We start from the raw sequence: 19,257 nt of genomic DNA on the forward strand, positions 1-19,257 counted from the left end.
ATCACCGTGATGGGTGCCCCCTGGAAGTTCAACTGATCGCTTCGGTGCCTCACCGGGCCGGCGAGGAGTTCTTCCTCGCCGGCTCAAATCTCTGTGCAGTGGACCGATAGTCACCTCGACGGCTCCCATCGGACATCGGCACGACCATGAGACAACGCATACGGCAGGTACGTGCCCATCGGTTGAGCCTCCTGATCTGGCTCACGGTGTTGGCCGCAGCCCTCGTCCTCTCGACCGCGTTTGCGAATCTGGACGGTGTGTCGCCGAGCGGTGACCACCACGCCACGTTCGTCGTCTTCGCGATCCTTCTCTTTGCCACCGAGCTCCGGCCAATTCCGTCGCTGACCGACGACACCGAGCTCACTGCATCGTGGGCCTTCGCCTTCACGTTGCTGCTGATCGCACCGTTGGCGGGCGCCCTCTTGGCGGTCTGTGTCGCACCCATCGCGAGCGACCTGCACAAGCGGAAGCGTTTCGACCGGACCATGTTCAACGCCGGCCAGTTCATGCTGAGCTTGGCCTTCGGCAATGTGGTCGGCTCGCTCATCGACGACCTCTCGCGAGTGTCCGACGGCGACCCGGTCACCCTGCGCTGGCTGGTTGCGGTCATTGCCGCCTGTGCCGCCGGTTTCGCCGCCAACAGCGTCTTCATCAGCGTGGCTGTCGCCTTCAGCCAGGGCCTGCCCGTGCGCGAGATGCTGCGACGTTCGCTTGGCATCAACGCCGGCATGGACGGGCTGCTGCTGGCGCTCGCCCCGGTGTTCGTCGTCATCGGACTCGATGCGCTCATCCTCGTCCCGCTGTTGCTGTTCACCGTCTTCGTGATCTTCCGAAGTGCGTCGATCGCCCTCCGCAACAAGCACGAGGCCACACACGACGAACTCACCGGCATCGCCAATCGCCGCATGTTCGAAGACCACGCCGCCATGGTCGTCGATGCGTCGCGTGCCGACGACCTCCAGTTCGCCCTCGTGCACATCGACCTCGATGGCTTCAAAGGGGTCAACGACCGTCTCGGTCACCGCTACGGCGACCTCGTGCTCATCGAGATCGGTCGACGCCTCGAAGCCGCCGAGCGTTCCACCGATCAGGTCGCTCGCCTGGGTGGTGACGAGTTCGCGCTCCTGATCGCCGACATCGACTCCGACGCCAAGGCCCTGGCCATTGCCGAGCGAGTCTGTGCCGAGATCACCCGTCCACTCGAGATCGAAGGTGTGCCCCTGACCGTCGGCGCCAGCATGGGCATGGCGCTGTTCCCGAAGCACGGTGACTCGATCGAAGAACTGCTGCACAATGCCGACACGGCGATGTACGCAGCGAAGCGGCTCGGTGGGGGCGTGCAGGTCTTCGCCGGAATGAAGGACGACATCGGCCCCAAGCGGGTCGAGTTGCTGAGCGAACTGGCCGTCGCCATCGAGAAGGGCCAGCTCAGCCTGGCCTACCAGCCGAAGGTCGACATGGTCACGGGAGCGGTCACGACCGTCGAGGCCCTCCTGCGGTGGACGCATCCGGTCCACGGTGATGTCCGACCCAGTTGGTACATGCCGCAGGCCGAACAAACCGACCTGATCACACCCCTCACCGACCACGTGATCGAGCTCGCGCTCGCCCAGTGCCGGCGCTGGAAGAACGACGGGATCGATGTCGGTGTGGCCGTCAACGTCTCGGCTCGCAACTTGCACGACCTTCGGCTCGCTGCCCGTGTCGCCGACGCACTGGAACGACATCAACTCCCGGCAGCGGTGCTCGAGCTCGAGATCACCGAGAACGCCGTGATGGAGGATCCGCTACGTGCCCGCACGGTCCTGGGCGATCTGCGTGAGCTCGGCGTCAGCCTCGCCATCGACGACTTCGGCACCGGCTACTCCTCGCTGTCGGTGCTGCGCGACCTCGATGTCGACCGCATCAAGATCGATCGGGCCTTCGTGACCAACGTGGCGACGTGTGAGAGCGATCGCAGCATCGTGCGTTCGGTGGTCGAGCTCGGACGGAACCTCGGAATGAAGACGATCGCCGAGGGCGTCGAGACGGTCGAAGCACTCGATGTCCTGCGTTCGATCGGCTGCGACGAGATCCAGGGGTTCCTCTTCGCCGCTCCGCTGCCGAGCGAACTCCTCACCCCGATGCTCCGCCAGGGGCGCATCGAGTTCTCCGAACTCCCCGACGCACGAGTCACACCGTCATGATCACCGCCGCCGTCTTCCTCGTTCTGGTCGCCACCGTGCCGCTCCTCGGCGGGCAACTGTCCCGGCTCGGGGAGATCCGGCTCCAGGGATGGTGGACGATCGTGACGTCACTCGTCATCCAGATCGTGCTCATCGAGGTGCTGTCGGACTCGTTCGGTGGCGTCACGGCAGCGGCGCTCCACCTCGCGAGCTACTTCCTGGCATTCATCTTCGTCTGGCAGAACCGCCACGTCGTAGGCATGGGAATCATCGTGCTCGGCGGCTTCATGAACACCGCCGCCATCGCCGCCAACGGCGGGGTCATGCCCGCCCGGCTCGAAGCGCTCGAGACCGCCGGCATCATCAGCGATTCGCCGACCTTCGAGAACTCGGCCCCGGTCGAGAACGCTCGCCTGGCTTTCCTCGGCGACGTGTTCGCCATCCCCGAGGGCATCCCGTTCGCGAACGTGTTCAGCATCGGCGACATCCTCCTCGTGCTCGGCGCCGGCATCACCGTGCATGTGGTTGGCCAGTCGTCGCTCGGTCGAAGGCTTCGAGTGCTGGACGATCCACCCGTCGAGCTGGAGCCCGAGCCGCTCGTGACCACGCCGATCGTGACCACGCCGGAACCCGTCGATTCCCTCGTCGCTCGCTACGAACAGTCCCTGGCCTTACGACGTAAGAAATAGAGTCTTTGGTCCCTGTCTGCCATGACGTGACATCCGTAACGTCTCCTCCAACTCACGATTGGAGAGCAACATGGCCGACTTCCTCAATGCCTTCACGATCCAGCGGTGGCTCGAACTGTGTCCGCAGGGCTATCTCGAAGACACCGTCTACGGCCACGGCGAGTCCGAACGTGAACCCGAGGTATTGGTCGCCGACGACGATTTGCGGACCGAGGCGATTCGTTCGACCGTGCAACTCGTCGTCGGTGAGCGTGCGGCCCTGGCGGCGTCGTCCGGGCTCATCAACTCGGCGCCCGACTATCCGAGCAAGCGCTTCCTGGCGACCCAGACGCTCGACGAGGCTCGTCATGTCGAGATCTTCACCCAGCGGCTGCACGACCTCGGCGTGAAGCCAGCCGATCTCGAGTCGACGATCGACCACTTCGTCAATCCCCATCTGGTCAAATTCGCCGAGGTGCTACTCGAGAAGGTCGACGCCGGTGACTTCATCGCCGGGGTCGTCGGTCAGAACATCGTGCTCGAAGGTCTCGCCTTCAGCGTCTTCGAGATGATGGAGGTCTCGAACCGGCAGGGGAATCCCAAGTTCGCTCACACGCTCAGCGGCACCATCGCCGACGAGCGGCGTCACGTGGGCTTCGGCGAGAACCGCATCGGTTCGCTCATCCGGGAGCACCCCGAGAAGAAGCCCGAGATCGAGAAGATGCAGAAGGAGATGGCCGGCCACATGCTGGCCACGTTCTCCACCGCCTTTGCCGACGACGGCCGCATCGACGACGCCACGAGGGCGCAGAAGCTGGCAGCAGGTGGCGTCGACGAAGGCACGTCGATGGACTACCACGGCGTGAACCTGGCGACGGCGTCGAACCCGGAGCGCCAGGGTGTGCTCGAGGCCACGGTCATCGAGGAGTTCAAGGTGCGGCTGGCCAGGATCGGTCTCGAGTATCAGGCGCCGGAACTGGTCCGATGAGTGCGGTGGCCGACGAGTTCGACCCCCATGCGCTCGAGATCGACGACTTCATCGAGCAGGTGCGCTCGTTCGAGTTCTGGTTCCAGGCCGTCGAGGGCTACCTCACGGATCGGCCCTACGGCCATCGTGAGGATGCCCCCGAGCCTGATCTGGAACCGGCCGATCGCGATCGGCTGATCACGACCCTGTGCAACTACTGCGTCGGCGAGACGGCGGCACTCGACGGCGCCAGCGGGATGATCGACTTCGCCCCCAACCGTCACGCCAAGATCTTCCTGGCGACCCAGGTGGTCGACGAGGCCCGGCATCTCGAGGTCTTCCTGCATCGGCTGCAATCGCTCGGGGTTGCCGACCCCGAGGCCGAGATCGAGCGACGAGCGAACCCGAACCTGCTGGTGTTCAAACAGCGCCTGCACGACCTGGTGGCGGCGAGAGATTGGGAGGCCTCGGTCTTCGCTCAGAACGTCGTGCTCGAAACGATGGAGAGCACGGTTTTCGTGACCCATGCCAGGAGCGCCGATGCACTGACCGCCGAGATCCTCGACGGAGTGATCAAGGACGAGCGGCGCCACCTCGGGTTTGGTGAGAACGATCTTGGGGGCCTGCTGGTGACGGCGCCCGAGTTGCGAGGCCGGCTTGCCGACTTGCGGGCCGAGCTCGATCCGTTGGTGCTCGGCAGCTTCGAGGCGGCAGCCAGCGACGAGCGCCGCGTTGCGCTCGGTCGTGACTACCTCGACGCGGTCGAGCGACTGGGGCTGACGTGAGCCAGGACACGATCACCGATCAGGTCGACACTTCCGAGCGGCAGTACTACGACCTCGAGGAGACGGGGTTCCTCGAGGTGCCGAAGAAGTGGCGCAAGTTCTACCGGCACTGGGAGGGCGACGGTGACACGCTGGCGCCCAACGAGATCCAGTGTCCGGTCTGCAAGGTCGTCATCAGATCGCGGCGCGACATCCGCGCCGGGGATCGCCTCTACTGCATGCCGTGCATGTCAAGGTTGCTCGTCGTCATGGGAGAGGACGGCGAGCTGACGACCGAGGTGGTGTACTGAGCCCCCTCAGTCCGGGGGCCACAGTCCGAGCGTCTCGAGCCGAGTCTTGTGCCGATGACAGGGGCCGCATCTGGACTTGCCGTTGGTGGGAACGGTGAGCCCGCCGTCGGTGTAGCGGATCGTGTGGTCGACCTCGCAGTGCACGCTGTGGGTGTTGCACCCGGCGCCCTGGCAATGGCGATCCCGTAGCAGGATCCCGAGTCGCTTGGCTCCTTTGAACAGCCGGACCTTTGCCGAAGCGGTGAAGTCGTGGGTTTCGGTGGTGGTGCGGAAGAGTCGAAGGTGGCCGGCGATGGCGAAGTCGAGAACATCGGCCGGGGCGAGCGGCATGCCGGACGCCGTTTCGCAGCGATGGTGGGCGGCGCGTTCGACGGCGTCGTCGGTGTGGCGGACCGGGGCGGGTCGACCGGCGAGGTCGGCGTCGCGTCGTTCGGCTTCGTCGATCAGGGTCTGATCGTCGGCAACGACATTGGCGACCACGTTGGCGGTGGAAGGATCGGCGCCGATGCCGTGGCGAAGCAGGATGATCACGGCGTCGTGCCAGCGTTGGCTGTTGCTGCGGAGGAGATCCTCGCCGCAGGCGTCGTCGCCGACTCGGGCTCGGGCCTCGGCCCAGTCGGCTTCGAAGAGCTCGTCGACCTTGGCTTGCAGCCCGGCCTCGACCACGGCCCAGAATGCCGTTGTGGTCTTGAACTCGCCGAGCAGGTCATGGCCGAGTCGTGAGGTGGCGAAGCCGCGACGACTGTGTGCCTTCTGGGCCTCGTCGTTCGGATCGATGGGATCGACCAGCTCCTCCCAGGCTCGGAACAGGTTGGCGCACTCGTTCCACGACTTGGTGGTCCAGCGCAGCAGGTGCTCGAGATCGCGGGCCAGGGCATCGCGGAGTTCTCGGCGATGCCAGATGTGGGTGAAGAGGCCGAGGTGGTCGAGGTTGAGTTCGCCGTTGCGATAGCGCCGACCGATCTCGGGATGATGCTCGAAGGCGAGGCGGGCCAGATGGAGCGTCTTGGTGGATGAGCGGGTGCGAGCTCGCAGCTCGTCGGCCATCCAGGTGGAGGTGTTGCGGTGGATCGGATCCTTGGCGCAGCCTCGCCGGTTGGCCTCGGCGAGGAGCTCGAGGTACTCGGCGTGCTGGCGACGGTTGGCCAGTTCGGCCTCGAGGACGAACTTGGCGAGATGCTCGTCAGCGATCGCAGCAACGTCGAGCGTTTCGCTGAAGGCGTCGCCGCCAGCCCGGTTTTCCTCACTGCCGCCGAGGACCATGGAGGCATGTTATCGAACATATGTTGCGAAGACAAACGGCTTTGGCAGAAAGGGTACGCGATTGAACTGTCGACGATGGACGACGTGTGCGGATGTCTTCCGTCGAGTGCGAGCGAGCGCATCGTGCCCTCGAGCCTGGTCGTAGTACGTTCCGCCAGGGCCGTCGTCGAGTGAGTTCGGAGTACGTCGTGAGGATCAGTGCCGTCGGAACGTTCGGGAATTCGCCTCGTCGCGATCTCGGATTCGTGCGGGCCTACGCCGAGACGATGGAGGGGTTGGGCTTCCACTCGCTCGTCGTGCCCGAGCACGTCGTCTTCTTCGGTTCCTACGAGTCCAAGTACCCCTACACCGAGGACGGCTCGGCCAACTGGAGTCCCGACACCGGCATCTTCGATCCACTGTTCGTCGTTGCGGCGGCCGCCGGTGTCACCACCACCCTCAAGTTCTGCACCGGCGTGCTGATCCTTCCCCAGCGGCCGGCGTTGCTCACGGCAAAGGAAGTGCTGACGCTCGACCACTTCAGCCAAGGGCGCTTCGAGCTCGGAGTCGGCGGTGGCTGGTCGTCCGAGGAGTACGCTGCGCTCGGTGTGCCGTGGGAACGCCGCGGGCGGAGGTTCGACGAGTACCTCGAGGCCATCAAGGCGGCGTGGACCCAGGACCGTGCCTCGTATCACGGGGAGTTCGTCGACTTCGACGACGTGGTCCTCAACCCGAAGCCGTTCACTCCGGGCGGGCCGCCGATCATCGTCGGCGGGGAGTCCACGGCGGCGATGCGTCGTGCCGCACGTCTGGGCGACGGCTGGTACGGCTGGTGGGCGAGCGGTGCACTCGCACCGCATCTCGACACCCTGCGAGCCGTCGTGGCCGAAGAGGGCCGGTCGGTCGATGACGACGACTTCGACCTCAAGGTGGGGCTGCCGATCGGCACCGAAACGGTCGACGAGCTCGCAGCGAAGATCGAGGTCGTGCGATCACTCGGCGCCGACGAGTGCGTATTGGCAGGGTTGGTGCCGACGGCCGCCATGGAGGCGACCCTCGCCGGCTACGCCGATGTCGCCGGGTTGGCCTGAGCCTCGAATTCAACGTCATCGGCCGTCGGCGACTGTCAGACTGGCCGACCATGGACCGACCGAGCGACAACCGGCCAGCGGACGACGCGGTCGTCGACTTCCTTCGCAAGCACCACGGCAGCGAGCCCGTTGATCTGGAGCCGTTGAGCGGCGGGTTCTGGTCGGCGGCGTACGGCTATCGGATCGGTGACGACGAGTTGGTGCTGCGTCTGAACGACGACCCAGCCGGCTTCCGTTCCGACGAGTTCGCCATGCGGTACGGCTCGGGCGGGCTACCTGTACCCGAGGTGCTCGAGATCGGTGCGGGCCTCGGACGTTGGTTCGCCGTTTCCCGTCGGCATCGAGGACGCTTCCTCGAAGAGATCGACAGCGACGAGGCGGCAACGCTGGGTCCGACGGTCGTCGATCTGCTCGGAGCGTTGCGGTCGGTGCCCGACAGCGGCGTCGAGACAACACCGTGGCGAGACTGGCTACTCGACGGCATCACCGATCAACCCGGGCGGCACACGTCCGGCTGGCGAGCAAAGTTGGCGGAACACCCCGACGTGGAGCGGACCTTCACCGCGGCCGAGGACACCATCCGCACGAACATCGACGCCTGCGTCGATCGCCGCCAGCTCGTCCACTCGGACCTGCTCCACTACAACGTGCTCGTGTCCCCGGCGGCTGATGCCGTCACGGCAGTCTTCTCCTGGAAGTGCTCGACGTGGGGTGATGCGGCGTATGACCTCGCGTGGTGCACGTTCTGGGGCCGATGGCACGCCGGGATCGGCGCGCTCCACCTGTGGTCACGCGTCGTGCCGACCCTGCCGGCCAGCGACCTCGTCGACCTCGGACTGCGGCACCATGTCTATGAGCTGCAGATCGGGGCGAGCCACCTCGGCTGGTACGCAACACTGGGTGACTCCGAGAATCTGCAATGGACCCGTCGTCAGCTCGACGAGCTCCTCGAACGAGGCCCGCTCGATCGTGCGCAGTGACGAGCAAATGGTGACCATCGAACGACTGGGACCTGATGATTGGAGTGTGTGGCGTGAGGTACGCCTCGCTGCGCTCGGTGATGCTCCTGACGCATTCGGGTCCACCCTCGATGACTGGGTCGACGCCGCGCCCGAGCGCTGGCGATCACGCCTGGCCGATGTCCCATGCAACGTGATCGCATGGCGCGATGGCGTGCCGGTCGGGCAGGCGAGTGGAACCGAACGCGACGAGGCCGGCCGCATCGAGCTGATCTCGATGTGGGTCGACCCGATCGCCCGCGGCACAGCAACCGTCGACTTGCTCGTCGACGCCGTTGCGACGTGGGCAAGCGATCAACAGGCTCAGCCGTCGTACTCAACGTCCGTCGACACAATCCGCGGGCAATCGCCGCTTATCAGCGTCTCGGCTTCGTCGCGACGGTCGAACAGGCTGAAGACCCGTCTGAGATCGTGATGGTCCGCCCGCTCGACAGCGAGTACGTGACTGACCTGCCTTCCGTTCTCGAGCATCAGGAGTAGCCCCATGTACGTGCCAGCCCACTTCGCCGCCGACGACGATGCCATCGCCCAACTGTTGGCAAATCATGGCGCCGCCGATCTGGTGACGGTGTCGCCGGACGGTCTCACGGCCACCATGTTGCCGTTCACCTACGATCCCCTCGACGGCCCGAATGGTTCGCTGCTCGGACACGTGGCCAAGGCCAACACCCATTGGCGACACACCGTCCAGGGCGAGGCCCTGGTCATCGTCCGAGGAACCGACCACTACGTGTCACCGTCCTGGTATCCGTCGAAGGCCGAGCACCACAAGGTGGTGCCAACGTGGAACTACGTCGCTGCGCACGTGTATGGAACCGTCGAGTGGATCGACGACCCGGCCTGGATCGAACGTGTGGTGAGAGGCCTGACCGACAAGCACGAGGGCCGACTCGACCACGGCGCGGCGTGGAGCGTCGACGATGCTCCGGCCGACTTCATCGCCGCCCAGCTGAAGGCAGTGGTGGGCGTGAGAGTGGAGGTCACACGCATCGAGGCCAAGGTGAAGATGAGCCAGAACCGAGCACAGGCTGACGTGCTCGGCGTGATCGATGGGCTCGACGCCATTGGGCATCACGACGGTGCGGCGAGCGTTCGAGCCGCCAACGTCGACCGTCTCGGGAGCTGATGCCGGGGCTGACGACACAGCCGTCGTGCGTCGTTTGCGAGCGGCCACGCTGGGTACGAGTCGCCCATGTTGAAACTGATTCGTTCCTCTGTGTTCTCCGCAGTTGCCGCCTGGGCGTGGCAGAACCGCGCCACCATCATCGAGAAGGTGAAGTCGTTGACCGACTCCGGCCCGGCAGACACCGCAACCGGCTACGCCGAGGTGGTCGGCAAGGACGGCATGATCAGCAAACCGGCCTTCGACAAGGCCGCAACGGCCTGACCGGTCAGCCCAAGGCAGCGACGAAGCGGTCGACCTGCTCGGCTGGCGTGGACCACGACGTCACGAGGCGAACGACCGAGTGGTCTGCGTCGTGCCGCTCCCATACGTAGAACGCGTACTCTCGGCTCAGCGACTCGATCAGCGTGTCGGGCAGGATCGCGAACACCTGGTTGCTCTCCGGCTCCGCTGACAGACGGTGACCGGCGGCGCGCACGCCATCGGCCATCGCCCGAGCACGGTCGTTGGCGTGGCGTGCTGCTCGCTGGAACAACCCGTCGGCGAACAGCGCCCGGAACTGCAGCCCGAGGAGACGGCCCTTGGCCAGGAGAGCACCGCGCTGTTTGAGGTGGAAGGCGAAGTCGACCGCAAGATCGGGGTGCGGGATCACGATGGCCTCCCCGAGCAGGGTGCCCAGCTTGGTGCCCCCGATCCAGAAGACGTCGGCGACCTTCGCGATGTCGGCCAACGTGGTCGAGTCGGCGTGATCCGACGCGAGCGCAACACCGAGCCGGGCGCCATCGATCATGAGCAGCAGACCGAGGCGATCACATGCGGCGCGGAGATCCACCAGTTCGGCTCGCGTGTAGACCGTGCCGAGTTCGGTGGCGTTCGAGACATACACCAGCCGGGGCTTGGCCATGTGTGGGGCTTGTGAGTTCGCAGCGATGGCCGCCTCGAGATCGGCGGGCCGAAGCTTGCCGTCGACCGACGACATGGCAATGACCTTGTGGCCCACGGCCTCGATCGCCCCGGTCTCGCGCAGGGCGATGTGTCCGGTGGTGGCCGAGATGATCGCCTCGTGCGGTCGGAGCGTGGCGGCGCAGATCGTGAGGTTGGCCAGCGTGCCACCGCTCACGAAGTGCACGTCAATACCGGGCTGATCGCAGGCGTCGGCGATCAGTCGTCGGGCCTCGATCGAGTACTCGTCGTTCCCGTAGGCGGTCTGTTGGACGAGGTTCGTGGCCGCCAGCGCCTCGAGGATCTCGGGATGGGCACCCTCGCTGTAGTCGTCGAGGAAGCTGTAGGTGGTCATCGTGCTCCTTCGGGCATCGCATGACCGTACTTCGATTGCGAAGGCGTCGATCGCAACCGGCACGACAGGTAGTAGAAGTAGGGCATGAACGTCGCATCCGACGCCCCGCCCGCCACGACCGACTGGCCGGCCGATCTCCATGCCCTGTTGCGTCGAGCCGGCGTCAGGCATGTGAGCTATGTCCCTGATGCGGGTCACGCGTCGCTGATCGATCGATGTCTCGCCGATGCCGAGATCACGACCAACGTGTTGACCACCGAGGAAGAGGGCATCGCCATTGCCACCGGGTGCTGGCTCGGCGGCACCCGGTCGGTGTTGCTGATGCAGTCGTCGGGGGTCGGCAACTGCATCAACATGCTGTCGCTGCCGGTCATGGCCCGCGTGCCGTTGCTGATGCTCGTCACCATGCGAGGCGAATGGGCGGAGTTCAACCCGTGGCAGGTGCCGATGGGCAGTGCCACACAGGAGGTTCTCGAAGCCATGGGGATCACCGTGCTCCGGGCCGAGTCGGCGGTCGATGTGATCGACATGGTCGAGCAGGCGACGACCATGGCCTACGACGGCGACCAGCAGATCGCCGTGCTGTTCTCGCAGCGGCTGCTGGGGGCGAAGAAGTGGTGACCGCCGATCGGTTGGACCGACGTCAGGCGGTCGCAACGATCCTGGCCGATCGTCGTGACGACCTCGTCGTCACCGGCCTCGGGTCGCCAACCTATGACGTGCACGCATACGGCGACCACGACGCGAACTACTACCTCTGGGGCGCCATGGGAGGAGCAGCGCTCGTTGGACTGGGGCTCGCCCAGGCCCAGCCTGACCGGCGGGTCCTCGTGATCACCGGCGACGGCGAGCAACTGATGGCCCTCGGCGGGCTGGCCACGATCGCCACCGTCGGTCCGCCGAACCTCGACATCGTCGTTTTGGACAACGAGCGCTACGGCGAAACGGGAATGCAGACCAGCCACACCGGGCTCGGGATCGATCTCGCAGCCATCGCCGCGGCGGCCGGCTTCGACGACACCCGTGTGATTGCTGCCGAGACCGAACTCGACCAGTGGGTTGTCGACCGGCGCACACCGAGCTCGGGCCCACGGCTGGTGGTCCTCAAGATCCGTGCCGACGCTCCGCCGCGGAGCATGCCGACACGCGACGCCGTCCACATCAAGAACCGCTTCCGCGCCCACTTGGGCCTTCCGCCAAACTGATCACGCGCTCGTGCCTGTGTCACCGTCACGTACGAGCCGAGTCGTCATCATCGGCGGTGCGATCGTCGGGAGCTTCTGCGCGTGGGAGCTCCGACGTGCCGGGCACACCGGCCCCATCACCGTGGTCGAGCGAGACCTCAGCTTTCAGCGGTCGTCGACGGCCCTGTCGGCCGCTTCGATCAGGACGCAGTTCGACACCTCGACCTGCATCGAGATGAGCCGCTATGCGATCGATCTCTTCCGTGACCTGGCCACCCAGTTCGAGGAGGACGGCGCCGACATTGGTTACGTCGAGAACGGCTACCTCCTCCTGGGTCCGCCGGAGGAGGTCGATGCCCGTACGGCTGCGGTGGCAATGCAGCGATCGCACGGCGCCGACGTCGCGGTGTTCACTCCCGCCGAACTCGCGACGCGATTCCCCTTCCTGGATCTTGCCGAAGTGGGGATCGGGACCTTCGGTCGCTCGGGTGAGGGGTGGTTCGACGCCTGGCAACTCCTGTCGTTGGTGAAGCGGGCGGCTCGGCGCGCCGGCGTCGACTATCGGGAGGCGACGGTTGCGGGCTTTGTGTCGGAGGCCGAAGCTGTCACCGGCGTCCGCCTGGCCGGTGGTGGCGTGGTCGATTGTGACACCTGCATTCTCGCGGCCGGCGCCCAGTCGGGTCGCATTGCCGCCCTGCTCGACATCGACTTGCCGGTCGTGCCGAAGAAACGCTCGGTGTTCCACTTCGAGGCACCGGTGCCCGCCGACGGGTTTCCGATGCTGTTCGACAACTCGGGCGTCTGGGTTCGTCCCGAGGGCAGCGGCTTCATCGGTGGCATCCAGCCCGACGCTGCGAACGATCCCGATGCGGACGACGACTTCGAGCCCCATCGGGAGTTGTTCGAGGAGGTCTTCTGGCCCCGGCTGGTCGCTCGTGTTCCTGCGATGGACCGGTTGCGGCTCCGCAGATCGTGGGCCGGCCACTACGAGATGAACCTGCTGGATCACAATGCGGTCGTCGGGCCTCACGACCGCTACGCCAATCTGTTGTTCGCGACGGGGTTTTCCGGGCACGGGGTGATGCACGCTCCCGCAACCGGTCGAGGGATCGCCGAGTTGGTCACCACCGGTGACTTTGACGCCATCGATCTCAACCCTCTCGGATGGGATCGAGTGCGGGACCGCAGGCCACTGACCGAGACGATCGTCTACTGATCGAGCGCCTCAGGCGGTCCTCATAGCGTTTTCGGGCGAACCGAGACTGAGAGTCTTGTGACCCGAACGATGACCAACGCGAGTCGCGGCTCAGTGGCCTGGCTGCTTCGCCGCGCCGTTGCGCCGCTCGTGCGGCGGCCGCGCCACGGCAACCGCGAGGGCCTCGTGATGCTGCTCGCTGCAGCTCTTGCGGCAGGTGCGCTCCTGCTCCTGGGCCCACTGCAATCGGCGACGCCCCTCGTAGGGCAGAGCACGATGTCGTGGTGGTACCTCGCTGCCGGCTTCTGCGTGGCCGAGTTCGTCGTCGCCCACGTCGAGATCAGGAAGCACACCCACTCGCTCTCGCTGAGCGAGGCGCTGTTGATCGTCGGCATCGTCACGTTGAGTCCGATGCAGCTCGTCGCGGCCCGACTGGTGGGCGCGTTGGTGGCCTTGGTGATCCGGCGTCAATCTGCGTTGAAGATGACGTTCAATCTGGCCGTCTTCACCTTCGAAGCGGCGCTTGCCAGCTTCCTGCTGCACGTCGTTGGCGCACCATTGGTGGATCGAGGGTGGTTCTGGGCGACCGCGGGGGTCGCGGTATGGTTCGCCGTTGTTGCTGGCGCGATCGCCGTCGCCTTCGTGATCAGTCTGGTCGACCCGGACCGACAGGCGGGACTCTTGCTCGACGTGGTCCGCTCGCAGATGACCGTGGCGCTGGGGACGTGCAGCCTGTCGGTGATCGGCGCGGCGGCGGTTGCCTCCTCGCCGCTGAATCTTGTGTTCGTCGGAGTCGTGGCCCTCAGCGCGTTCTGGGTCCTACGAGCCCAGGCCCGCACCGCGCGTCGTGCGACCGACCTCGAGAGTGTTGGCGGGTTCACCGCCAAGCTCGTCGGTCTGTCGACAACGCCGGAGGTCGTCGACACCTCATTGCAGGAATTCGCACGATCACTGCGAGCATCGAATGCCGCCATGCTCGCCCCGCCCTCGAGCCAACTCGGAGGGGTGTATCAGCTGGACGCCGCCGAGTCGGTCGATGTCGACGCTCTGGCGGCGGCACTCGCCGGTATCGACCGAGTGTGCCTGCTCAGCGGCCTCGACCAGCCTTCGCTCCCCGACGGCATCGCTGGCCCGATCACGCTCGACGGCGACCAGCGAGTGGTTGTCGTGGTGTGGGAACGATCGACCGACGTGGGTGCGTTCGATGCTGCCGATGTTGCCATGTTCAGTGCGTTCAGTGATCAAGCGCGAGTGGCACTCGAGCGAGCGCTGTCCAACGACCGCCTCGCTCACGCGGCCTACCACGATGCACTGACCGGTCTGCCCAATCGGCTCGGGCTCGCTCGCAAGGTCGAGGGCGCAAGCGGCGATGGCGGCGCTCTGCTCGTCATGGACCTCGATCGGTTCAAGGACATCAACGACACGCTCGGCCATCCGACCGGTGACCGTGCCTTGCGCATCGTGGCCGATCGTCTCGCAACGGTGGCCGACGACCAGGTGGTCCTGGGCCGGCTCGGTGGCGACGAGTTCGCGCTCTATGCGCCGGGCACCGACATCGATGCGGCGATCGTGCTCGCCAACCTGGTCACCGATGTGCTGTCGGCGCCAATCGCCATCGGCGACCTCTCGCTCCAGATCGGCGTCAGCATCGGGATCGCCGTCGAACCCGACGATGGCGTCACGCTCACCAATCTGATGATGCAGGCTGACGCGGCGATGTTCGAGGCCAAGCGGCGCCAGACCGGATGGCAGCTGTACAGCCCGGAGGTCGACACCAACACGCCGAGAAGGCTCGAGATCCTGTCCAGCCTCCGCCGGGCCATCAGCGGTGGCGAACTCCAGGTCTGGTACCAGCCCAAGGTCGATCTCGCCGACCGGCGCGTCGTGGGAGCCGAAGCACTCGTGCGCTGGGAGCATCCGCAGCTCGGCTTCGTTCCTCCCGACGAGTTCGTCGCCATCGCCGAGGGCGCAGGCCTGATGAAGGACCTCACCACCGCCGTGCTCGAGAACGTGGTCAGCGATCTCGGGTTCTTCAAGTCGAAGGGGATCACCCTCCCGGTGGCGGTGAACCTGTCGACTCGCGACCTTCTCGATGGTGACCTGCCGCAGCGGATCGACACCATGGTGGCGTTCGCCGGGCTGAGCCCGGCCGACATCTCGTTCGAGATCACCGAGACGGCCATCATGTTGGATCGCAACGAGGTGACGGCACGCCTGAACCGACTCCATGAGCTCGGCTATTCGTTCGCCGTCGATGACTACGGCACGGGCTACTCCTCGCTTGCCTACCTGCGAGATCTTCCGGTCGACACCCTCAAGATCGATCGCTCGTTCATCTGCGATCTCGACATCGACCAGTCCAACGAGGTCATCGTCCGCTCGACCATCGATCTTGGCCACAACCTCGGGCTCACTGTGGTTGCCGAAGGCATCGAGCGCGAGGGCGAGTTCGAGGCACTTCGTCGCCTCGGCTGCGACCAGGCCCAGGGCTATCTCATGTCGAGGCCGCTGCCACGCCCGAAGCTGGAGCTCTGGCTCGAGGCGCACGGCGTCACGGGCGACCGGCCCGCGATGGTGTCAGAGCACTACATCTAGGTCGGTCGGCCCCGGGCTCTGACGGCAACCGTCGACACTCAAGCCCAACCTGGCGAACTGTCCACACTGAAGCCCGGAACTGAGCTTCAGTGTGGACAGTTCGCGGGACTGGGCTTCAGGCTCGACAGTTGCTGTCGGCGAATCGTGCGGATGGTGCCGGGCGGTAGCATTCGCAGGGCGTGCCCAGCCATCCGTTCGTCCCTCTTCGACACCGCTCGGTACGGCTGCTCTGGGGCGCGGCGGTCATCAGCGACATCGGGACCTGGGTCCAGCTCATCGTGGTCGGCAGCCTCGTGGCCGCCGACACCGGGAGCGCGCTCAAGACCGGCCTCGTTGCGCTTGCGACCTTCATGCCACAAGGCATCGCCTCGCCGGTTGGTGGGCTCCTCGCCGACCGGTTCGACCGCCGAAAGGTGTTCGCCTCGGCACTCACCGCCCAGGCGGTGATCACCTCGGTACTCGCGGTCGTCCTGGGTACCGGGGTGCGGAACCCGATCGTCCTCACCGCGCTCATCTTGCTGGCCAGTGCGTCGGGAGCAACCGGCGCGCCGTCGTACGCGGCGATGCAACCCGACCTGGTGCCGCCTGAGGAGCTCATGCAGATGGTGTCGCTCGGCGTCTACTCATGGAACAGCGGGCGAGTGGTCGGGCCGATCATCGGGTCGCTCCTCGTGCTCGCCGTGGGGCCGGCGTGGACCATCTCGTTCAACGCGTTCTCGTTTCTCGTCATGGCCGTTGCCGTGTTGGCGCTGCGGCAGCCGTTCCAGCCCCGGGGAGATGGCGGCACGATCCGCAGCCGCCTCGCCACCGGCGCTCGCGCCCTGCGCGGCACACCTGGCTGCTGGCATGCCCTCAGGATGCTGGCGTTGGTGAACACGATGATGGTGCCGTTCATGGGACTCATCCCGATCTACGTGCAACGGGGCTACGGCGGCAGCACACAGATGGTGGGCATCGTGGCCTCGGCCCAGGGGATCGGCGCCATCGCCGGCGGCATCGTCATCTCGATCCTGGCGCAACGGCACCCCCGCTCGACGCTCGTGGTCGGATCGGTCAGCGCTGCGTCTTCGATGCTCCTCGCCTACGCGCTGGCGCCCAACCTCGGTCTTGTCGTCGTCGCGATCTTCTTCCTGGGCGGGACGTGGTCGTGTCTCTTCATCAGCCTGTCGGCGGTGATCCAGCGAGACGCCCCGCCCGACAGTCGTGGTCGCGTCATGTCGCTGATGCAGGCGACGTTCGGGATCACCTACGGGTTCGGTCTTCTCGGGATCGGTGTTCTCGGCGACCTCACCGACCTCCACATCGCCTTCAGCACCGGTGCGGTGATCGCGATCGTGGGCTTCGTGGCCATCACGAGACGAGCGCCCGAGTGGCGGGCCGCCATCAACGGTCACCCGATCCCGGATGTCGCCTGACGCGCTGCCACCGGCGAGGAACAACCTGACCACGATCGACTACGTTTCGACAGATGATCGACGACGCACGCGAGGCCGACGCCGCCACGTATGCCGACGGGCGGCGCATCGTCGATGCCGACAGCCACCTGATGGAAGGCCCGACGTTCCTCACGGACCACGCCGATCCGGCCGTGCGTGATCGGCTCCCGGCCATCGCCGGTGGTCGCAGTCGTCTCGATGTCACGCAGGGCCATCACACCGACGACGAGCGCGCCGCGCTCATGGCACTCGGCCCGGAACTCGTGCGACGCGGCCCGAAGTGGCATGCCGCGCTCGGCGCCGTCGACCCGGCCGAACGGACAGCGGCCCTCGATCTGCTCGGGTTCGAACATCAGGTGGTCTTTACGTCGTTGTGTGCGCCGCTGTTCGACCTTGGCGATCGCGACCTGAGGTACGGGGCCTACCGGGCGCACAATCGTGCCGTCGCTGCCTTCTGCGATGCCGACCCGCGGCTTCACGGTGTCGCCCTCTGTGACCTCGATGATGCCGAGCGATCGCTCGTCGAGCTCGATGCGGCGATGGCGATGGGACTGCGACTCGTGTGGATCCCCGCACGGGCTCCCGGAGGCTCGGCCCCCGGACATCCTCGAAACGAGCGCTTCTGGGCTCGCCTCGCCGAGTGCGGGATGCCATTCGTCTTGCACGTGGGGAGCGGGCCGCTGTCGATCGGATCGTCGTGGATGGACGATGGGCGGTTGCCCGACGAGCAGATGGTGGGCGCCGAGGTGATCGGCTCCAAGGACTTCATGGTGGTGCACCACCCAGCCATGCGCTTCTTGTCGGCGCTCGTCCTCGACGGGGTGCTCGAGCGTCATCCGTCGCTACGCGGCGGTGCGATCGAGATGGGAGCGGGATGGGTGCCCGATCTGCTGCGTCGACTCGATCACGCCGTGTCGATCTGGAGCCGGTCGGAGCCCCGGCTGGCCGCCATGACGCGATCACCATCGGAACAGGCGAGTGCGCAACTCCGCTTCACGCCGTATCCGTTCGAGGACGTCGGTCTCCTCAACACGATCTCCGACCCCGCGCTCTACCTCTTCTCGTCGGACTATCCGCACGCCGAGGGAGGACGGGACCCGATCGGCCGGTTCGCCCGTTCGCTCGCTGCCGCCGACCCGATCACGGTCGACCGATTCTTCGCCGACAACGCATCCGAATGGCTGGGGGTAGCCACATGAACCGTCGTATCGTCATCGCTTCACTACCGGAGGGCCAACTTCGTCCGTCGGACTTCGCCCTCGACTCGACCCCGGTGCCGGAGGTCGGCGACGGTCAGGTGCTGTGTCGAACGCTCGCCATCACGATCGGCGCCGGCCAGCGAGCCGGGTTGCAGGGGAGTGCCAGCTACGCCGGCGCTCCTGTCGCCGGTCGCGTGATGGGCGGCACCGGTGTGGCCGAGGTCGTCGCCTCCGAGCATCCAGGGTTCTCGGTCGGCGACCATGTTCGGGCAGACACCGGTTGGCAGGAGTTCTCGGTGCACGACGGCGAGCGGATCTCGCCCGTCGACGCGACCCGGGATCCCGCTCACTTGTTGGGAGTGCTGGGAACGAACGGTCTCACCGCGTACTTCGGACTCACCGAGATCGGGCGTCCGCGTGGCGGCGAGACCGTGATGGTGTCGGCTGCGGCCGGCTCGGTCGGCCACATCGTCGGCCAGATCGCAAAGCTTCTCGGCAACCGAGTGGTCGGCATCGTCGGGTCGGACACAAAGGCGGAACTGCTCGTCGACGAACTGGGCTTCGACATCGCACTCAATCGGCGGAGTCCCGACTTTCGTTCGCAGCTGAAGGAGGCCACGCCGGACCGCGTCGACGTCTACTTCGACAATGTCGGCGGCGAGATTCTCGAGAGCGCCCTGTTCCGCATGAACACCCATGGCCGCATTGCGTGCTGTGGCGCTGCCAGCCAGTACGACACGTCCACTCCCGGTGGCGGTCCGAGGGGCGTGCCCGGGTTGCTCGTGAACAATCGTGTCCGAATGGAGGGGTTCTTGGTCTTCGACTTCATCGAGCGCTACGACGAGGCACGGCGGCAGCTGACCGACTGGATCGACGAAGGAGCGCTGGCGCCGAGAGTCACCGAGTACGACGGCCTCGACGCCGCGCCCCAAGCGTTCGTCGATCTGCTCGGTGGCGCCACCGTCGGCACGACGATCGTGCGAGTGGGGTGACGAGCGCAA

Annotated in this window: 19 protein-coding genes; 17 read left to right on the forward strand and 2 right to left on the reverse strand. The window is 66.0% G+C overall.

The genetic code is table 11. The features are described from left to right. Positions 1-182: 182 nt before the first annotated feature. The 5 genes from R2733_16965 (at position 183) to R2733_16985 (ending at position 4,875) form a co-directional block, all read left to right on the forward strand. Positions 183-2,186: an EAL domain-containing protein gene (locus tag R2733_16965; GenBank protein MEZ5378201.1), complete on the forward strand. Its 2,004-nt coding sequence runs from the start codon at positions 183-185 to the stop codon at positions 2,184-2,186. Next, positions 2,183-2,854 carry a DUF5317 domain-containing protein gene (locus R2733_16970; GenBank protein ID MEZ5378202.1) on the forward strand — a complete coding sequence of 224 codons (672 nt, stop codon included), beginning with the start codon at positions 2,183-2,185 and terminating at the stop codon, positions 2,852-2,854. The genes R2733_16965 and R2733_16970 overlap by 4 nt, the downstream gene beginning before the upstream one ends. A gap of 70 nt (positions 2,855-2,924) precedes the next feature. Then, entirely contained in the window at positions 2,925-3,821 is an 897-nt protein-coding gene (locus R2733_16975; GenBank protein ID MEZ5378203.1) for a ferritin-like domain-containing protein, read from the forward strand. Further along, entirely contained in the window at positions 3,818-4,585 is a 768-nt protein-coding gene (locus tag R2733_16980; protein ID MEZ5378204.1) for a ferritin-like domain-containing protein, read from the forward strand. The genes R2733_16975 and R2733_16980 overlap by 4 nt, the downstream gene beginning before the upstream one ends. Continuing rightward, positions 4,582-4,875: a hypothetical protein gene (locus tag R2733_16985; GenBank protein MEZ5378205.1), complete on the forward strand. Its 294-nt coding sequence runs from the start codon at positions 4,582-4,584 to the stop codon at positions 4,873-4,875. Before R2733_16980 ends, R2733_16985 begins: the two co-directional genes overlap by 4 nt. Positions 4,876-4,881: 6 nt before the next feature. On the opposite strand, the gene R2733_16990 is transcribed toward R2733_16985, so the two are convergent. Continuing rightward, positions 4,882-6,138 (reverse strand): DUF222 domain-containing protein, encoded by a 1,257-nt coding sequence (locus R2733_16990; protein ID MEZ5378206.1) that lies wholly within the window; start codon positions 6,136-6,138, stop codon positions 4,882-4,884. Positions 6,139-6,326: 188 nt separating this feature from the next. Here R2733_16990 and R2733_16995 point away from each other — a divergent pair, with 188 nt between their 5' ends. From R2733_16995 to R2733_17015, 5 genes are all read left to right on the forward strand, one after another. Continuing rightward, positions 6,327-7,208, forward strand: coding sequence for an LLM class F420-dependent oxidoreductase (locus R2733_16995; protein ID MEZ5378207.1), 882 nt, complete (start codon positions 6,327-6,329; stop codon positions 7,206-7,208). A gap of 50 nt (positions 7,209-7,258) precedes the next feature. Further along, positions 7,259-8,188 (forward strand): phosphotransferase, encoded by a 930-nt coding sequence (locus tag R2733_17000; GenBank protein MEZ5378208.1) that lies wholly within the window; start codon positions 7,259-7,261, stop codon positions 8,186-8,188. A 10-nt stretch (positions 8,189-8,198) separates the two neighbouring features. Next, positions 8,199-8,642 carry a GNAT family N-acetyltransferase gene (locus R2733_17005; protein ID MEZ5378209.1) on the forward strand — a complete coding sequence of 148 codons (444 nt, stop codon included), beginning with the start codon at positions 8,199-8,201 and terminating at the stop codon, positions 8,640-8,642. 69 nt (positions 8,643-8,711) lie between these two features. Continuing rightward, a complete protein-coding gene (locus tag R2733_17010) occupies positions 8,712-9,353 on the forward strand; it encodes an FMN-binding negative transcriptional regulator (GenBank protein ID MEZ5378210.1) in 642 nt (213 codons plus the stop codon). A 66-nt stretch (positions 9,354-9,419) separates the two neighbouring features. Beyond that, complete coding sequence (locus tag R2733_17015; GenBank protein ID MEZ5378211.1) at positions 9,420-9,614, forward strand: hypothetical protein; 195 nt, start codon at positions 9,420-9,422, stop codon at positions 9,612-9,614. 4 nt (positions 9,615-9,618) lie between these two features. Here R2733_17015 and R2733_17020 read toward each other — a convergent pair whose 3' ends face one another. Further along, positions 9,619-10,647: an aminotransferase class I/II-fold pyridoxal phosphate-dependent enzyme gene (locus R2733_17020; GenBank protein MEZ5378212.1), complete on the reverse strand. Its 1,029-nt coding sequence runs from the start codon at positions 10,645-10,647 to the stop codon at positions 9,619-9,621. Positions 10,648-10,731: 84 nt separating this feature from the next. Between R2733_17020 and R2733_17025 the strand changes: the two genes are divergently transcribed. The 7 genes from R2733_17025 (at position 10,732) to R2733_17055 (ending at position 19,248) form a co-directional block, all read left to right on the forward strand. Next, positions 10,732-11,268 carry a thiamine pyrophosphate-binding protein gene (locus R2733_17025; GenBank protein MEZ5378213.1) on the forward strand — a complete coding sequence of 179 codons (537 nt, stop codon included), beginning with the start codon at positions 10,732-10,734 and terminating at the stop codon, positions 11,266-11,268. Beyond that, the gene (locus tag R2733_17030; GenBank protein MEZ5378214.1) at positions 11,265-11,852 is read left to right on the forward strand and encodes a thiamine pyrophosphate-dependent enzyme; all 588 of its coding nucleotides are present in this window, start codon (positions 11,265-11,267) and stop codon (positions 11,850-11,852) included. The genes R2733_17025 and R2733_17030 overlap by 4 nt, the downstream gene beginning before the upstream one ends. 16 nt (positions 11,853-11,868) lie before the next feature. Next, entirely contained in the window at positions 11,869-13,047 is a 1,179-nt protein-coding gene (locus R2733_17035) for an FAD-binding oxidoreductase (GenBank protein MEZ5378215.1), read from the forward strand. Between the two features lie 69 nt (positions 13,048-13,116). Beyond that, a complete protein-coding gene (locus tag R2733_17040) occupies positions 13,117-15,621 on the forward strand; it encodes a bifunctional diguanylate cyclase/phosphodiesterase (protein ID MEZ5378216.1) in 2,505 nt (834 codons plus the stop codon). A 179-nt stretch (positions 15,622-15,800) separates the two neighbouring features. Beyond that, a complete protein-coding gene (locus tag R2733_17045; GenBank protein ID MEZ5378217.1) occupies positions 15,801-17,036 on the forward strand; it encodes an MFS transporter in 1,236 nt (411 codons plus the stop codon). Between the two features lie 53 nt (positions 17,037-17,089). Next, on the forward strand, positions 17,090-18,256 hold the full coding sequence (locus tag R2733_17050; GenBank protein ID MEZ5378218.1) for an amidohydrolase family protein: 1,167 nt from the start codon (positions 17,090-17,092) through the stop codon (positions 18,254-18,256). Next, positions 18,253-19,248: an NADP-dependent oxidoreductase gene (locus R2733_17055; GenBank protein MEZ5378219.1), complete on the forward strand. Its 996-nt coding sequence runs from the start codon at positions 18,253-18,255 to the stop codon at positions 19,246-19,248. Before R2733_17050 ends, R2733_17055 begins: the two co-directional genes overlap by 4 nt. Positions 19,249-19,257 lie beyond the last annotated feature (9 nt).

It is taken from the genome of Acidimicrobiales bacterium (assembly GCA_041394265.1).
Taxonomy (GTDB): Bacteria; Actinomycetota; Acidimicrobiia; order Acidimicrobiales; family SZUA-35; genus JBBQUN01.

Bases quoted from the DNA above. Each gene is read 5' to 3' on its own strand.
- R2733_17025 (MEZ5378213.1), top strand. From the start codon at position 10,732: ATGAACGTCGCATCCGACGCCCCGCCCGCCACGACCGACTGGCCGGCC.
- R2733_16975 (MEZ5378203.1), top strand. From the start codon at position 2,925: ATGGCCGACTTCCTCAATGCCTTCACGATCCAGCGGTGGCTCGAACTG.
- R2733_16980 (MEZ5378204.1), top strand. From the start codon at position 3,818: ATGAGTGCGGTGGCCGACGAGTTCGACCCCCATGCGCTCGAGATCGAC.
- R2733_17015 (MEZ5378211.1), top strand. From the start codon at position 9,420: ATGTTGAAACTGATTCGTTCCTCTGTGTTCTCCGCAGTTGCCGCCTGG.
- R2733_16990 (MEZ5378206.1), bottom strand. From the start codon at position 6,138: ATGGTCCTCGGCGGCAGTGAGGAAAACCGGGCTGGCGGCGACGCCTTC.
- R2733_17050 (MEZ5378218.1), top strand. From the start codon at position 17,090: ATGATCGACGACGCACGCGAGGCCGACGCCGCCACGTATGCCGACGGG.
- R2733_17010 (MEZ5378210.1), top strand. From the start codon at position 8,712: ATGTACGTGCCAGCCCACTTCGCCGCCGACGACGATGCCATCGCCCAA.
- R2733_17040 (MEZ5378216.1), top strand. From the start codon at position 13,117: ATGACCAACGCGAGTCGCGGCTCAGTGGCCTGGCTGCTTCGCCGCGCC.
- R2733_17000 (MEZ5378208.1), top strand. From the start codon at position 7,259: ATGGACCGACCGAGCGACAACCGGCCAGCGGACGACGCGGTCGTCGAC.
- R2733_17055 (MEZ5378219.1), top strand. From the start codon at position 18,253: ATGAACCGTCGTATCGTCATCGCTTCACTACCGGAGGGCCAACTTCGT.
- R2733_17020 (MEZ5378212.1), bottom strand. From the start codon at position 10,647: ATGACCACCTACAGCTTCCTCGACGACTACAGCGAGGGTGCCCATCCC.
- R2733_16970 (MEZ5378202.1), top strand. From the start codon at position 2,183: ATGATCACCGCCGCCGTCTTCCTCGTTCTGGTCGCCACCGTGCCGCTC.